The following is a 16,242-nucleotide window of genomic DNA, read 5'->3' as shown; positions in this document are numbered from 1 at the left end:
ACAGTCTTCACCGATGGCTTGTTTTGGCCTTCAACGACAAACGATTTCTGTTCAACGAAGAATTGGTGCAGCATGAATACGAAATCGATTCAATTCTCGCGGACGGTAAGCAGATTCTAACGACCTCCCTCAATCTGACGAGTATTCAAGCGAATCTCGCGATCGGAGTCCTGAACGAGGACACTTTGCTTTTGACCACCGGAGGAGTCAACGGACTCCTGAAGGAATTCGGCTTGTATGATGCAGGGAAAAGACTTGAAGACCACGAAAGGATATTTTCAGCCTACCAACTACTAAACCCAGACAATCAAATGGTAGTGTTGCTAGATATCGATTCACTCGCACTATGGTTGATGGACATTCGCCTCGACACCGGTTTCTTCTACGTAAGTTTTCTTACAAGTGGAATATCGCACTATATGTATTTCATAGAGCTGTTTCGAAATGCACCTCCGATCGCGGTCGGGACTCGCTTCGACAAACAATTTCTAAAAACCGAAGTTGCCGTTTCCCACAAGCTTCTACCATTTTTCGGCCAGTTAGTAAGGACTATCCTTCCCTCTCTCGCTGACAAGGAAGAGTAAAGAAATGCTCCAACGGAAACGGCTAGTGACGTTGGGCATGACGAATCGCGGTAGCGATGCAGCCCCACTACTGGAGAGGCCATTATGGATTGGGGCATCTATTCACCCCGGCTCCACGTAGGCAACGACGCCCCGTTTCCGTTGTCAGAATTGACTGTCGCTCGTGTGTAACGATCGTGAAGAACGCTTGGCCGGATTTGGATCGACGATAACTGCGCATCCACATATCCAATCTCATTCGCGGGGTGGCCCGGCTGAAATCGGCTGAGTGCCGAAGGCACAAGAGATTATTACCATGTGCTTCAAGTGAGGGCACGGCACCGCGCCCAGCGTATTCACTCCGGCTCAATTCGATTGAACTGGCGTATTCGAAGTTCCAACCTCAAAATCCTTCTGAATGAGGTAGAACTGACCATTCGACAGCTTAACGGAACACTTTGCACAAGTCGCGCTTCACCAAGGGTTGTACGGAGAGCACGGAAGAGTCGTGAAGTCTGCGATTGTCACCAAACAGGCCCGCGCGGCACGTTTTAAAGAATCGAACGATACGCGAACTCATCCGCCAATCTTCGCGCGGACACTTTTCCCCCTTGGTCAGCCACTCTAAGCAAATCGAGCCGACCACTCTTCCTTGAGTGAATCGCTGACAACAATGCGAAGCAGCGGAAGGTTCTTTGGTCTTAGGCGTTGCCGGTCACTCGCATCACTGAGATACTGGCGGCCCGCTGCTGCATCTTCATCGTTCGCGAATGTTTGAAACGGTGGCTTGGCAAATCCTATCCAACCGGACCATATGAGGACGCTTTTAAGCGCTGCAAGTTTTTGGCATGTCGGACACGAATGACGTCACTCACTGGATCGATCTGGTCAAGTATGGTGATCCTGCCGCCGCAAATCGGATCTGGCACCACTACTTCGACCGGTTGGTACGATCTGTGCGACAACGTCTCAGGGGTCAGAATCGTGCTGTCTCGGACGAAGAGGATATCGTGCTGAGCGTGTTCGACAGTTTCTACGCTGCGGCCGAGCAGGGTCGATTTCCGGATTTATCGGATCGCGACGGCCTGTGGCGGCTATTGCTGCAGATGTCAGCGAGGAAAGTGATCGACAAGCGTCGGCATGATCGACGACAACGTCGCGGCGGAAACGTCGAGATTCATTCGCTCGGTGGGAGCGATGAAACAGTCATCGAAGTCATCGGGAACGAGCCATCCCCGGAAATGGTGCTCATGATGCAGGAATCGGTCGAACAATTTTTTTCTCATTTCGGTGTCGGGCACCTTCAGGAATTGGCGGTTGCTAAGTTAGAGGGATATTCAAACGCGGAACTTGCCCGGCGTTTTGAGTGCTCCGAGCGGACGATTGAGCGTCGTCTGCACCTGATCCGAGAAAAGTATCAGCAGGAATTCATTGAAAACCATGAGCGTTCGCCACCAGAAACTCCCGATCGCAGCTTTGGAACGGATTGACGATCTGTGCGCTGCCTTTGAAAACAAATGGCAGTCCAACGAGCCTCCAACCATCGAGTCTGTGCTTGTCGAGGACATGGCCGACGTTGAACGAGATGTGCTTCTGGCCGAACTTGTCGTCTTGGAAGTTGATTATCGTCAACGACGCGGCGACACGCCGACGAAGCAGGAGTATCTGGACCGGTTTCCTGATCACTCCGAGGCCATTAACGACGCGCTGAACGATGACGAGAAGCGGGCTGGTGCCTTCGTACCGCCGACGGTCGAGCATCTGGCCCAACTCTTCCCCTCTCTGGAGATCATCGACCTGCTGGGAGCTGGAGGCATGGGGGCCGTTTACAAGGCTCGTCAATCAGGTCTGGACCGGTTGGTGGCGCTAAAGATTCTGCCAGAAGAATTTGGTCACGATGTGAAATTCGCATTGCGTTTCACGCGGGAAGCTCGCACCCTCGCCAAACTCAATCACCCCAACATCGTGTCGGTCCATGAATTCGGCAAGGTGGACGACACCTATTACTTCCTCATGGAATTTGTCGATGGTTCGACTCTGCGCGATGTTGTGAAAGCTGGCCAATTGGCCCCAGAGCACGCATTGGCCATTGTGCCACACCTCTGCGATGCGCTGCAGTACGCACACGACAAAGGCGTTGTTCACCGCGATATCAAACCCGACAACATCCTGATTGCCACCGACGGTTCAGTGAAGATCGCTGACTTCGGTCTATCACGGATCCTGGGCAACGAGGCCCAGTCGACCGTGCTGACAGGTACGCATCAGGTAATGGGCACGCTGCGGTACATGGCACCCGAGCAATTGCAAGGTTCGCGTAACGTCGACGGTCGAGCGGACATCTATTCGCTGGGGGTTGTCTTTTACGAAATGCTAACGGGGGAACTCCCGATCGGACGCTTTGAAGCACCATCGAAGAGAGTCGAAATCGATGTCCGACTGGATGAGGTTGTCCTGCGTACGCTCGAGACGGAACCGCAGCGCCGCTACCAACAAGCCAGCGAGATCAAATCCGACGTGCAAGTGATCACTTCGACACGGAATCCAGCATTTGAAAAAACGGTTGTCACTGATGCGCAACCTCGGGAAGATCAAACAACCACATCTGCCAGTTTGGCGCAGCAGGAACTCGCGGGCCGAATGTTGCTGACACGTCGCCAGTTGATGGAACGCGTCGAAAACTCACTGCGGCCATTGTTCCGTGGACAGATGCTGCAAGTGCTGGTGGGAATTGCGTTGATTGTGCTGGGAGTGTGGTGCTGGGCCCGCAATACCCACATTCCCCATCGTGTCGTAAACGGACTTATCCTGCACGTGTACGGCGTGCTGGTGATCTCCCAGTCACTCCTGGTTGTGACCAGAATCAAAAGAATCGACTACTCGAAATCAGTGGTCGATATTCGCAACAAGCTCGACAGCCTGCGATCCGGTTACCTGCGTGCCGGAATTTTGATTGGGTTTGTCTGGTGGCTGATGTGGATTCCCGTGTGCGTAGCTGTCGGTTTCGACGGCGTCCTCCACCCCTATTCCCTGATCCCCTCGCTCGTCATCGGGATCATCGGATTTGCCGTTTCAGTCTGGTGGTTCTGGCACATGCTGAAATCGAGCAACCCATCCGCTGAATCGTGGCGAAGGAAGCTCTCTGGTGAGAGTATTGCCTCTGCATATCTCGCACTCGACGAAATCGAGAACGCTCAGATCCGCTGACGTGTCAGCAGCCGCCTCGGGTGCTGTTACCCGCTACGAACATCGCGATCATCTGTTCTACGGCCTCGTCCGACTCCTATGCATGTACACTATCATTAAACGCTTTTGAAAGGTGCTCTAGGTTTCGAGTTCATTCCCACCAGCACATCGATCAACTCCGCCCAAACAAGCTCTGCTCGTCCCCCCTAAGTCAAAGGTGGTCCTGCGTCCCACCTCCTTATCACAACCTACGTCTACTCATCGTGAATTTACTTAGGTGAACCTGCGAACGCCCGCGTGTGTCACTGGGGTTTCACAACAACCTCACGCAGGACGCCGAAGATGCAGATACGGAAGTACGAGAAACGCGATGTCGCAGCCATCCTAAAGACCTGGGAGAGTGCAACCCGGCTTGCACACCCATTCTTGGAAGAAGACTTTCTAGCCCAAGAACGAAGGAACATTCCCGAGTTGTATTTGCCAAATGCAGAGACTTGGGTGGCTGAAGTCGATGGAGAAGTCGTCGGTTTCATCGCACTCATAGCCAATGAGATCGGTGGACTCTTTGTGGAGCCCTCTCACTATGGAAGAGGAATAGGTCGAGCACTCGTTGACAAAGCCCACTCTGAAAATGAGACTCTTGAAGTCGAAGTCTTTTCGAAGAACTCCATCGGCCGTCGATTCTACACCCGGTATGGGTTCGTAAAAATGGAAGAAAAGATCCATCAACCCACGGGGCAAAACGTGCTCCGCCTAAAATTCACCGCAGGCGTATAAACAAGTCGGTCCAAACAGCCTCAGTCACGGATTACTCCATACTCAACCGACTCACCTTGCTGTGGCCACCCGTTCAACACGCTCGGTCTTCACAGCTACTCGCTCAATGGCCGCTCTCGACACGAAGTTTTGGGGGCGTAGCCGCTTTAAAATCATAATACAGCTTCTTCCAGCTCACAAGCTTGGCGATTGCATCGTCCACATTCCCGGAAACCCCACCGAGCGCAGCAATATCCTTTTTGTAGCCATCGAAGTTTCCAATCACCTCAACACATCCCGCTGATCCCCAGCCCCAGTCACTGAGTTTCTGAGGGCCCGCATGGATGTAGAATGCTCCAGTGATCACAATCGCCCCGTCGAACGGAGAGACCGTATTCTGAATACGATAGTCCGACTTGTAAGTCCGGACCCGCCCACGACGAGGGTTGCTCAGCCCTGCAACAAGGAATCCTCGTGATTTATACTTCCGGTTGGGAGATTTTGGATCGTTGTAGTATGGCATGAATCTCAATCCGGTCCAATCCCTGAAGGCTGTGACCTTCCAGTTTTTGTCATACTGGTTGATCCGCAACTTGTAGACAGGAACACGATAGTAGTCGATGTAGCCATTCTTGTTTCGATCTTTCGATGGGTAGGACTGCGCCCAATAGTAGCTACCCGTCTGTTCGCCCGTCACAATTAGACCAACAATGTTCATTGAGGAATCTTCTCACACGAATTAATCAAGAGACATGCATTATTCGTTGTGTGTGACTTGTCACTCCGGTTGCCGGGTTCCTTCACACAATCTAACCCACCGATCTTCAAATCTTGCCTCACATCAATGCCTGTAGTGACAACCCTACCCAAAACTTGTCGTCCGTCTGATTCCAATGTCGTTGATCTCTCTCTGACATCCTAAACATTCTCCTGCGCACTTCGAGTAGCGAGTCTGGTTGCGATTTCATCTTGCATTCGATTCGCTATCTGAACTTTGACAAAGGACGCCAGCTTTGCAGATGGCTCATCCGGTTCGGAGATAAAAATCGAGGCGATCAAATTCGTCGGCAACACGAAGATATTGAAAAACGCGGAGCGAATGCTCCACCAACCAAGAAAGAGACAGTGTGCAGCTGCCACCAGCCGATTCTTTCGGCCACATGCGGCACAACAGAGAACTGTTTCTGAATCGACATGATACGCCAACAGCAGCCCTGTAATTCTGGTTGCCGAGTACAGATCGTTTCCCGCTAATCTGCCGCATAGGGGGCAGGGTGCATGAAAAATCTCCGCCACTTGAGCAGAGACATCCTCCGCAGGGAGGATCTGATCGACAATCGCCGCCTTGAACTGTGAGGAACATCCTTCACCACAGAACGTCAAGCCAATGAACTTGTCACCTCCACTTATAATACGCCCGCCACACGCCCCGCATAGCTCTAGCATCACTAACCTCACATTACCCAATTTACCAGGAGGTTTAAGCCCTTGACGGGCTTCATTGATACCCGCTCCAATCTCTGCCTGTCAAGCCTCAGGACGCCATATCGAGTACCCAGACCCTGTGAGCACTGGCATTTTCACATCTTTTACAAAGTGGTGGAGTTTTCTGAATAGAATCCAGTTTGTCAACACGGATATCAAGTTGAAGGTACGCGCTTATGTCAAGCAATTCAGTAAGTCGGTGCGAGTCTAAAACTTCAACACCTGACCACGATGAAAGAGGAGCACTATTCAAGAAAGGGAATAGCCCAGCACGGTTGAAAGTGCGAATCGGAAAGATCCTAGTCCGTTCACGTCCGCATACTTCGCCACAGGGATGACTCCTGTCGCAGTTCCTCGAATGCATGTCACCCCAGCACGGGATGAGTCACAAAAACGCAATGAGAAAAAACAAAAAAAATAAAAAGAAAAGAGAACAAGTTTATACAGCCTGGCTCCTTGCTGTAGCAGACGTCCTTGAGGGTTCACACCGTACTTGTACCAGTTGTGGAAATGGCGAAGTGAAAGCGGTGTTTTTTGGTGACTAAGAGTCGAGGAGAGGTTACATTCTCGCTTGGTGCGATCGATGCAATTTGGGGATTCATATTTCCCGCGCCAAGGCAAAGGAAAACGTCCAAATTGAGGCAAGGGATTCAGGCAACCCGCTTCACAAGCAGATACCAAATTTCAAACTCATCAATCCGGCTTGAAAGCTGAGATTGGTGACGAAAAATCGATCCGGAATTTGGGAGACTCTAAGAGTCGTGTTATTGATCACACTCACCGCATATCAACGCAAAGAAGTGCAGGATCGCATACGCGTCATTCCCTTGCGGACGTAGGCGTGACTTTCTGAGATCGGTCGCAATTCTGGATTCACCCATCCACTGAAGTACAAACTGCGAACACCTCCGTTATGTTGAATTGTCGAACTTGCGAGCTTTCCGGTGATGTGTGAACATCTCTGGACTTGATGATCAGCGAAATTGCAATCGATATCAGACTCCCATGTTCAAGACTCTAAGAAACCTCACGTTGACACTCCTGGCTGCGCTATCGGGTTGTTCTGAGTCGCCGCCACCTGTTGTAGATTCGACAAACACACAATCGCAACCAGTGCCAGAGGTCCATGGTGATAAAAAGATCAACTCCCTGCTGGAGCAACTATTCCGCAGTCACGGAATGAATGCAATAGTTCGTGATGGGTGGGTCCTCGTCGATGACCATCCTGCCATTTGCGGTGCTGTTGCCCGTGACATTGCGTCAACTCCGAACTCTAAGGCCGTTCAAATAGACATCTTTCTCCGTGTGGGACCGGATCGAATCCTCGTCGAGTCGTTTGGCGGATTCGGCAAAACGGAAGATGCGGCGATCGCCGACGGGTTTCAAAGCTTCGTGCTGAATTCATTTCATGTGCTCCTTGCCGCATTCTATCACAGTGAAGACGATCATCAGGTTGAAACGGAGTACTGGAATATCAATGGTCAGTCACGACGCGTCACCATCGGACGCATCAATTCCCGAGGATTACCGCCAAATTACGATGAACCACCAACTGAATGGTTCAACACTCTCGCAGAACAGATCGAGAAATCTGCACTGCCCGGCGGAACACATTGGGTCCGCTGCTTCTACGGGCAATATCAGTTTGAACAATCTGCGATCGAGGTGCTCCTTGACAATGATGAGTGGGTCGATGTCCAAACAGAAATGGCGAAGGTCGATTGGCCCAAATGCGAAGAATACTACAGCGTTCGTGTCTTCCTCATCATTCAAGACAGGGAAGAATAATCTTTGACGCCAAAAAACTGCCTACTCATTCACAGTATGCGCCTGCCACAATTTGACATTCTATAGTTTTGCCTGGGTCGATTGGTTTACCCAGCGAGCATTGCTTCTCGAGTCACAACCTCGCTCATACGTCGAAGATGCCTGCCACAGCAAGTGTCTAAATTTTCCATTGTTAACGTGAATTTCACTTGGACCGCGAACACTGTTTTGTCTTGTATACTACCCGTTGATGAACTGACCGACGCAATCAAGAATGTATCGTTCGACACTCAGAATCTGACGCGAACTTACCTCTTACCAGATTCACACAGAAATCAATTGAACAGATGACGACGATTGCCATCATGATCGGACTGTTGGTAACACCTCTGGTTGTCGGGAGGGTCGTGCAACGAATCATTGAACGAAAAAGTTTCGAGACTGAATTTTTGGGCTGCGTTGGACTCACACTGGTGTTTTTGTTCACCGGAGTTGGTCACTTTCTTATGACAACGCCGATGGCAGACATGCTCCCGCCATGGATTCCGATGCGTGCCGAACTCGTCTACGTGACAGGCATTCTCGAAATCATCGCCGCGGCCGCAGTGCTGGTTCCCCGGTATCGCACTTTGACCGGTTGGATCATGATTGGGATGCTGCTCCTGTTCCTTCCGGTCAATATCTACGCTGCGGTGAACCACGTTAGAATGGGAGGACATCAGTGGGGGCCAATCTACCTGCTGGTTCGAGTCCCGCTTCAGTTGCTTCTCATCGGTTGGACATGGCGAATGGCTGTTGAGTCTGCCGCACCGAAACCGATCCGGTTTGCCTGCGAGATCACTCTCCCTGAACAGCCCGAAGAAATCGCCAGCAAGATTCTCGATTTAAGCAAATGGCCCGAGTTCAACGGCTATGGACCGTTGCCAGGAATCAAGGCGGCTGAGTTTGAGATAGAGACTCCCGAGATCATCGGAACAAGAATTCGAGTGACCAATCAGGACGGTTCGACGCAAGTTGAAGAGATCGTCAACTGGGAGCCAACACGACAGGTGCGTTTGCACATGAGCGAATTCTCACGACCTCTCTCTGGTCTGGCAACGAGTTTCGATGAACTGTGGGAGTTTGAGCGAAACGGCGACAAGACACACATTGTCCGCACGTTCCAAATGTTCCCGAAATCGAATCTGACAAAACCTGTGCTGTGGATGATCTCGTTTCTGCTAAAACGAGCGATTGCCCGACACTTAAAACAAATGGCCAAGACTGATTGAGTTGATAACTCTTTACACGGACAGCAGCACTCAACTCGATTCCACGCCACCGCTCACACCCATGGTTTGACGTGCTTATGGTAGCGGGACCGACGAACGGGACAAGTCGGTCATCGGGTAGATGCCAGCCTTTTTGAGGGCTTTCACGAGAATTTCTACGTCGTTGTTTTGAATGAATTTGAGTTCCGCTGATGTGATCCCCAAGCAAAGCATTACGGCAGATTTCTTACCTTCAACCTCCAACTTCGAGTAGGGCAAGTAAAGAAATGCGGATACCTCGCTCGGCTTGGGCAAAGCAGGGCCGATGTCCATAGTGTCGTTGGGGTTGAGGACCGCGACAATCGTGTACTTGGCCAAGTTGCTGATTAGCTGCGGAGCCCAATCCGAGTCCTTGGGAGTACAGATCATCAGCTCGTACTGACCGAGTGAGTTTGGCTTGGACCGATCATCGCCAATTAAGTCGGCGGTGACGTAAACGACTCCCTCGTTGTGTTTTCGAAAGACGAGGACATCAGCTGCACCATCGAGATGAAACGGAACTGGTGAATGCAGCACCTTGTCATCGGCCGCACCCAAAACAGCTTCGAGCGCCTTTTGTCGTGCTTCCCATTGACGCTGCCAAGCATCGTCATCAGCACTGCCTGTGCTCATCATTAGAATCACCCCTGTAAGAATGGCGAATGCCATAATTTTAATAACGCCTTCAACACGCATCGTATGCCCAAATTTGAAGTGTATTGTTTCTCATTCAACAAAGAACTTTCGACTCTGTAGGATTCTGCTTCAACAAGGAGAAGAAGTCAATAAACACCTGAAGATGAATAGAACGACAGAACTCAAATCGATGCGATCTAGAGATCCAACACCACACGACAGGGCTTGCTGAATAGTCCGCGCACTGCCACGGAAGTTCGGACCTGTATTTGGAATTTTAATTACGGCTGACTTTGGAGGCTCAGACTTCGCTCGGCACTCATGGACTTCTTGCCAAACATCCGAAGATGAAAGCCATGTGCATCCTATCAGGCGCTGGCATTCGGTGAGGCATCAAGTTGCCAACCATCAACAATATCGCCATTGCTCCCACGATCGCAGTACTGCTTGGACTCGAGTTGGCCGATGCAGACGCGCAGCCCCTACTAGACGCGTTTGATGTACCTTTAAAGCATTGAAGATATTGAGAATCACTCTGCACGGTGACAGCACTCATTTGCTTCACAGCTTCTGCGCGTTCCACGGAGATGTTGCGGTTTTTTTCTCTGCGTCAAAAAAATTCATATCCCATGTCGCTATCGTCGAGAAAAGACCACGGTGAAAACAACTGCAGAAAGCAATGAGTCTTCCACGTTTTTGTGGAAGCCAAACGGCAAACTACCTAGAATTTCAAAACGATGAACAACGCCGATACTATTACCGCTCTTCAATGGCGGATTCGCGTCCATCCGCCGGTTGATTGTGTGACGAATCTCACGACTGCACCTCCACCGCCACTTGCTTCAGCCGAGATCTGCGAGTTTGAAACAGCGACAAACTTACGTTTAACTCCGTTTCTGCGGAGGCTGTACTCCGAAGTCGCAAATGGCGGATTTGGGCCTGCTTACGGGATTGTTCCACTGATCGCATCCGACCAAGACAGTGTCCTCGATTGGCACTCGAGGTACCGTTCTGCCAATCAATCCGAACCGAACGGACCAATTTGGCCAGACCACATGCTTCACTTTTGTGAGGGCGGGTGCGTTACGATATACGTACTTGACCTGCTCGACTCGGCATCCCCTGTCTACAGAGTCGAGGCGAATTCGTCGAATAACTTCCATGAATGGCTCCATCTCGTCTCACCGTCTGTTGAGTCATGGCTCGCCGAATGGGCGTTTCGTCCTGTAAAACAACAACCTGGATAACTGTCCGACGGTGCGAAAAAGCTGTGACTATCTATGCTACATGTCGTTAATTCGATTGACGAAGATCCCTTTTACCTCGAGTATCGCGAGAGTGTCTCCCCATACTTTGAGTGTATCGCCGAAACGGGCTTGGACCGAGACATCCGAATTCAGTCTTTTCTCCAATTGCTTGCTCACTGTGAGAGATTTCTGGCGGACCAGAGAGCCGACTTCAGCCACGTCATTTTCACCGATCTTTCCGAAGCAATTTCCGAAGCTGCACCACCTGACCGAGAAGAAAACGGATATGGAGACACTTTGCTACAACAGTTCCTTGTTTGGCTTGAACACGTTTTTCTGCAACTCAATGACTCTCAGCGAACCTCTCTCGGCTCTGCATTCCTGCACTTGGCAGCTGAACCTCCTGTGGACAAGACGACCGAAGAATGGCTAGCAAGTATGTTGCTGACAGAGCATCGGGAAATGACACTTATTGCTTACGAACTTCGCGACAACTTCGACGAAGAACTCACCCAACTGTACAACAAGTGGCGACTCAAGATTTCCGGAGACGCTTCTTACCCGTTTCCGTACCACGAAGTGGCACATTTCAAGAGGCGAAACAGCTGATTGAAGACGACCGCAGAGCTGACGCAAATTCTACGAAGTATCGGATCCGAAAATGCCGGACTCAATGAAGCATCACCCTTTGCAGCCCTTGTTACTTACGCTCGCGCAGTTTGGATTGGCGGCAGCGATCTTCTTGCAGCATGCCTGGAGTCGAGACAATTACGTTGCCAACTTCCTCGTCGTGGCTGGGGCCGCAGTCATGATTTGGGCGATCTTTTCGATGGGATCAAAGACGCTGACTGTTTCCCCGACACCGAGAGAATCCGCGAGTTTAAAGACCACAGGAGCCTATCGATGGGTTCGTCATCCAATGTATTCAGCGTTGCTACTCGCGAGTGCTGGATGCGCGTTCGCACCACCTCAGATTTCCATCACCATCTGCTGGATCGGATTGCTGGGAACCCTGCTCCTGAAAATCCGATTCGAAGAGACACTCCTAAGTGAAAGGTTTCCCGAGTACGTCGAATACCAAAGGAAAACATCTATGCTTATCCCGTTCGTCGTTTAAGTAAAACACCCAGCACATCGAATGGACATAGCTTAAATTCCATCTATGACACAACCTTTCGATCGCACCTGGCTCCCTCAGAGGTACGTGTTAGACGGGCAGCTCACCTCACACACTCGCACGGCTTCGCAACCGGGTCACTTACACTGCGTTGTCTGCGATGGTTATCTATCGCGGCCGCGTCGTGTTTGGCGATGGGAGGCTGCGTTCAACACAACAGCGGAAACGTAGCCGATCAAAGCACCAACACAGCCAATCATTGGCGAGATCGGAAAAATCATGAACATTGCCGCCATCAGAACATTTCCACAGCGGGGCTCATCTGGTGGTAGAGTCGCGGCGTACTGCGCATCAACATAGATTCCATACGCACCAAATGCAGCAATGGGAACACAAGCGACAGCAAACCCAACCGTCGCCCAACGCCTTGGCTTCCATCGCTTACCGGAGCGTACAACAGAGCTCTTCCAGGAGGGTTTTAAGTTGTTCGTCATGGTAAGAAGCCAAACCCGATGTCTTGGATAGCAAACGCATCGGCTTAATCTAGCAACCGTAGGGCAACTATTGCCTGTATTCATAGAATCGCAGGTCACGTCAGCTTACATTCAACACATGGTGAGAACTGTCGTTCAGAACAGGAAATTGGAGTCGCCAGCAACTCTCGTTTAAAATGCAGCTCTGACGAGAATAATAGTTGCTGTTTCAACGAGCAATGACTCCCAGCTGAATTGATTGGATCGTGTCATTTAACCAGAAAGAGGGCATTCCCGATGGGCAGACGTGTTGAGATGGCTGTGTCTGTCGCTGGGATCTTCTTCTTTGCTGCTCGCTCATCAGGTTGCCAAGAGTGGTGGCCGGTGGCGGCTGTCGTCCAAGCAGCTGTAATGAGCATTTGGGTCCGGCTATGTCTTGAGTATCCAAGGCGCGACCGCGGATTCATGCCTCATTTTTTCGTGGCCACGATTGCCGCAGTGATCCTTGTCTATGTAACTGGCTACAGCATGGCAGGAGACCGCTTGCCAGACGTGTTCACCGTGGGGTTGATCTACGCGGTTTACGGAGGCCCCTTCGTCCTGGGAGTTTCAACTCTCATAGATGCCCTGTATCTACTGTCTCTCAAAGACGCACAATCAGATGTGCGACTGTCAGACACATATACATTCTTACTCTTCGCAGCACTCTTGCTGGTGCATACCAACGGTGCTCCGTGAGACTTTCTCGCAGCGCCAGCGGCAAGTTTCTGAGAGAGAGAAATCACTCTGGTTACTGAGAGCGGATCTCGAGATCGAGAGACATTGAGATTTCTTGAAGCTGTGGATGGCTTGTTTTGATTTTGAGCGAGCCTTTGCGGTCTCCGTTCCATCTTCCGACGGGGCTGTCAGCTGGGACTTCGACACGAAGAGTGAAACGTTCCCGCGAGGAGGTTTCGGACGTCTCTTCAGGAACCATTTCGACCTTGAGGAATTTTGGTTCGACCTGAATCTCGCCGACTTCAACAGGCTGATCGGTCTTCTCGATCATCAGCGTCAGGCGAGAAGTAGAAGCTTCTCCCTGAACTATCTTTCCGAGGTCGAACAACTGCGGGCCTTTGTACCAGGAGGGACCGACGATCACGATTGGACCGGATTGATTGCCAGTCAGATTGAATTCGAACTTCTGATGCTCTTCGAGATTCGTCGTGACGGTTACCTTTTCCCGAAACGGTCCTGAGCGTCCATCGGGCTTGAACGTCCCTTTCAGTTGAAATCCAACTTTGGCCAGGACATCTTCCAGATCGTCGGCAGCCATCGGCGTGACTTCGACTTGGACGTTGTCCGAACTCGTCGTGACATCTTCAATCGCGAAGTCTTCAATTACGCCGGAGTAGATGACGCCTTCAAAGGTCGTGGGCGATTCTTTCGAGACGGTTCCGAGGACCCAGCCTCCTTCGGGTTCTGAAACGATCTCCCGGTGCATCTCTCCCTCGACGCGGAAGATCAGCTCTTTATTTTCAGGATCGTTCGTCCAGATCGACGCTCCCTGCCCGAATGGGCCGAGGGCGGTGGGTGTCCACTCCAGATGCACGCTAGCTGTCTCGCCGGGTGCGATTTCGTCGGTCTTGAGACCACTGACGGTACATTTGCATTGTGAAGGTCCGCGAGCAATTTTCAGTGGGAGGTCACCGGTGTTCTGAATCACGAAATCGTGCTCTCCGGTTTGGCCCAATGCCATGTTTCCGAAGTCGTAGATCAGCTCCTCAGCCAAAGCTTTCGGGTGCGGACCATCTCCCGAGAGATCGAATGGGTTCGTTCGCTCGTAATCAACTTTTGGAAGCGATTCCGACTCGTTTCCCTCCAAGTCTTTCAACTCGTCGGGTTGTTCCACGACGAAAGAGGGCGCGGAATTGGCTAACCAAGCCACGAGACCAATGGCGAGCACTAAAGACAACACGATGCTCACTAGCTGCATCGGCTTCATGGACACGACTTTCCAAAGTTAAAATTGCACACGCTTCAAATGCACAGGACGGATGATGTCCAGAATTTCGTCGCGGATCGATCTTTCGACGAGGCTGTCTCTATCTTAAGTTCCCACCACGCCGGGTCAATTGGCGGACTCGAAATCACCGGTCGTTTGAATCGCGAAATCCGAATGCTATTCGCTGGGCATCGGATTGGCGACCGAGGAATTGGCGATTCGACGCTCAACCATCAACCTAGCTCGCAGTTCGCGTTGAATCGCTGACGGCGTTTTGGTGTTCGCAAGATTTGTGAATTCTTCGGGATCAAGTTCATAATCGTAGAGTTCGACGCCGTATTCCGCTTCGTCTCCCCATTCCGTGTAGCGATACCGATCTGTCCGGATCGTGCGTCCGAGGATGTCTTTGCCTTTCAATTCGGGATAGATCTTTCCTCCCCGGCTCTCGGTGACAGAGTAGGCAGCGCTGCCTGTGTCGGCAGTTGGATCAGCGAGCACTTCCACCAAGCTGTCGCCCAACACGAAAGCTGGAATCTCAAGCCCGCACAGCTCGGAAACGGTTGGATACAGATCGAGGAGTTCAACGGGATGTTTGTGAACTTGCCCAGTCGTTGAACTCTCAGGCACGCGGATCATCATCGGAACGCGACAGGAACCTTCGAACAGATCGGACTTCTGCCAAAGCCCGTGGTGTCCGAGATGGTACCCGTGATCAGAAGCGAAAACTACGATCGTATTCTCCGCCAAATCCAGCTCTGTGAGTGCATCAAGCAGCCGTCCTACTTGAGCGTCCATGTAGGAAATCGCCGCGTAGTATGCCTGAATAATTTCCTGCCGTTGAGGAACTGTGAGCTCTCGCTGATGAGGACGATCCGGTAGGGCAGCATGCGGGATATCATCTCGATCTCCCGGTTTCTCCATCACCGGCTTGATTGCGTCCCGATCGTAAAGCTCAAAGTACTTTGACGGAGCGACGTAAGGTGTGTGAGGACGATAAAACCCAACCGCCAGGAAGAAAGGCTTACCGGTCTTCGCAGGACGATGCTGCTTCATAATTTCAATGGCAGCTGTCGCTCCGCGTCCGTCGGTCTGATCCTCATCAGGGGTGTCGAGATTCAGCCAACTGAGAGTCCCGCCAAACTTTCCCGGAATCAGAGAGTGAATCTGGTCATGCACGTCGCGGTCCCGGCCACGCGGGTTGATCGTCGCATTCCAGGAAGCAGGGTCGTCCTCACCGGGCGTTCCAATCTGGTCGGGAACGCCGTAGTGATAGATCTTTCCGACGCGCGCAGCGAAGTAGCCATGATTCATGAAATGCTGCGGAAGTGTCGTCAGATCGGGATGTTGTTTTCGAAAGTGTCCGGAGTTGGACAGAATTCCCGTTTGCTCTGGGTACAGACCGGTCATTAACGAAGAGCGGCTCGGATTGCAGACTGGGTTTTGAGAATACGCCTTCGAGAAGCGCACAGCCGTCGCAGCGAGTTCGTCAATTCGGGGCGACTGAACGAGAGGGTGCCCATAGCAACCGAGATCGCAGTTGAGATCATCGACGAGAATGAACAGCACATTCGGGGAAAGTGCTTCTTGAGCATTCAAGCTGCGGGAAGCGACATTCGTTGAGAAATTGGCCAGACATAGCAGCCACAAAGCTTGGGACACGAAGTGAGTTCTCATCAGCACCTCAAGTTCGGGGAATGTTCCATTCAGGCTCTCACGGTCTGCCTGACTTGTCAACAATC

General features: G+C 51.5%; 14 protein-coding genes. 9 read left to right on the top strand and 5 right to left on the bottom strand.

The genetic code is table 11. From position 1 onward, the window contains the following. The 4 genes from AB1L42_RS11145 to AB1L42_RS11130 all read left to right on the top strand — a co-directional run. The coding region (locus tag AB1L42_RS11145) for a hypothetical protein (protein ID WP_367054808.1) at nucleotides 1–584 on the top strand (584 nt) is incomplete at its 5' end. Nucleotides 585–1,411: 827 nt separating this feature from the next. Then, nucleotides 1,412–2,053 carry an ECF-type sigma factor gene (locus tag AB1L42_RS11140; RefSeq protein ID WP_367054804.1) on the top strand — a complete coding sequence of 214 codons (642 nt, stop codon included), beginning with the start codon at nucleotides 1,412–1,414 and terminating at the stop codon, nucleotides 2,051–2,053. Continuing rightward, nucleotides 2,004–3,770, top strand: coding sequence for a serine/threonine-protein kinase (locus tag AB1L42_RS11135; protein WP_367054801.1), 1,767 nt, complete (start codon nucleotides 2,004–2,006; stop codon nucleotides 3,768–3,770). Before AB1L42_RS11140 ends, AB1L42_RS11135 begins: the two co-directional genes overlap by 50 nt. 321 nt (nucleotides 3,771–4,091) lie before the next feature. Then, nucleotides 4,092–4,526, top strand: a complete 435-nt coding sequence (locus tag AB1L42_RS11130; RefSeq protein ID WP_367054798.1) for a GNAT family N-acetyltransferase — start codon at nucleotides 4,092–4,094, stop codon at nucleotides 4,524–4,526. A gap of 103 nt (nucleotides 4,527–4,629) precedes the next feature. On the opposite strand, the gene AB1L42_RS11125 is transcribed toward AB1L42_RS11130, so the two are convergent. Next, a complete protein-coding gene (locus tag AB1L42_RS11125; RefSeq protein ID WP_367054795.1) occupies nucleotides 4,630–5,223 on the bottom strand; it encodes a hypothetical protein in 594 nt (197 codons plus the stop codon). 1,946 nt (nucleotides 5,224–7,169) lie between these two features. Between AB1L42_RS11125 and AB1L42_RS11120 the strand changes: the two genes are divergently transcribed. Continuing rightward, nucleotides 7,170–7,778 (top strand): DUF6348 family protein, encoded by a 609-nt coding sequence (locus AB1L42_RS11120; RefSeq protein WP_367054792.1) that lies wholly within the window; start codon nucleotides 7,170–7,172, stop codon nucleotides 7,776–7,778. Nucleotides 7,779–8,230: 452 nt separating this feature from the next. Continuing rightward, entirely contained in the window at nucleotides 8,231–9,028 is a 798-nt protein-coding gene (locus AB1L42_RS11115) for an SRPBCC family protein (protein ID WP_367054789.1), read from the top strand. 75 nt (nucleotides 9,029–9,103) lie between these two features. On the opposite strand, the gene AB1L42_RS11110 is transcribed toward AB1L42_RS11115, so the two are convergent. Further along, the gene (locus AB1L42_RS11110; protein WP_367054786.1) at nucleotides 9,104–9,742 is read right to left on the bottom strand and encodes a suppressor of fused domain protein; all 639 of its coding nucleotides are present in this window, start codon (nucleotides 9,740–9,742) and stop codon (nucleotides 9,104–9,106) included. A gap of 1,220 nt (nucleotides 9,743–10,962) precedes the next feature. Here AB1L42_RS11110 and AB1L42_RS11105 point away from each other — a divergent pair. Continuing rightward, nucleotides 10,963–11,538: a hypothetical protein gene (locus tag AB1L42_RS11105; RefSeq protein WP_367054783.1), complete on the top strand. Its 576-nt coding sequence runs from the start codon at nucleotides 10,963–10,965 to the stop codon at nucleotides 11,536–11,538. A 52-nt stretch (nucleotides 11,539–11,590) separates the two neighbouring features. After that, nucleotides 11,591–12,046, top strand: a complete 456-nt coding sequence (locus AB1L42_RS11100) for an isoprenylcysteine carboxylmethyltransferase family protein (RefSeq protein WP_367054780.1) — start codon at nucleotides 11,591–11,593, stop codon at nucleotides 12,044–12,046. Nucleotides 12,047–12,210: 164 nt separating this feature from the next. Here AB1L42_RS11100 and AB1L42_RS11095 read toward each other — a convergent pair whose 3' ends face one another. Then, nucleotides 12,211–12,540 (bottom strand): hypothetical protein, encoded by a 330-nt coding sequence (locus AB1L42_RS11095; RefSeq protein ID WP_367054777.1) that lies wholly within the window; start codon nucleotides 12,538–12,540, stop codon nucleotides 12,211–12,213. Between the two features lie 276 nt (nucleotides 12,541–12,816). Between AB1L42_RS11095 and AB1L42_RS11090 the strand changes: the two genes are divergently transcribed. Beyond that, nucleotides 12,817–13,257, top strand: a complete 441-nt coding sequence (locus AB1L42_RS11090; protein WP_367054774.1) for a hypothetical protein — start codon at nucleotides 12,817–12,819, stop codon at nucleotides 13,255–13,257. 52 nt (nucleotides 13,258–13,309) lie between these two features. Here the strand turns inward: AB1L42_RS11090 and AB1L42_RS11085 are convergent, their stop codons facing one another. After that, nucleotides 13,310–14,503: a DUF1573 domain-containing protein gene (locus tag AB1L42_RS11085; protein WP_367054771.1), complete on the bottom strand. Its 1,194-nt coding sequence runs from the start codon at nucleotides 14,501–14,503 to the stop codon at nucleotides 13,310–13,312. Nucleotides 14,504–14,680: 177 nt separating this feature from the next. Continuing rightward, nucleotides 14,681–16,177 (bottom strand): sulfatase, encoded by a 1,497-nt coding sequence (locus AB1L42_RS11080; RefSeq protein WP_367054768.1) that lies wholly within the window; start codon nucleotides 16,175–16,177, stop codon nucleotides 14,681–14,683. Nucleotides 16,178–16,242 lie beyond the last annotated feature (65 nt).

Origin of the sequence: Thalassoglobus sp. JC818 (assembly GCF_040717535.1) — a bacterium.
Taxonomy (GTDB): Bacteria; Planctomycetota; Planctomycetia; order Planctomycetales; family Planctomycetaceae; genus Thalassoglobus.
Note: the sequence above shows the minus strand (reverse complement) of the source record. Positions and strands in the feature narration are given on the sequence as shown.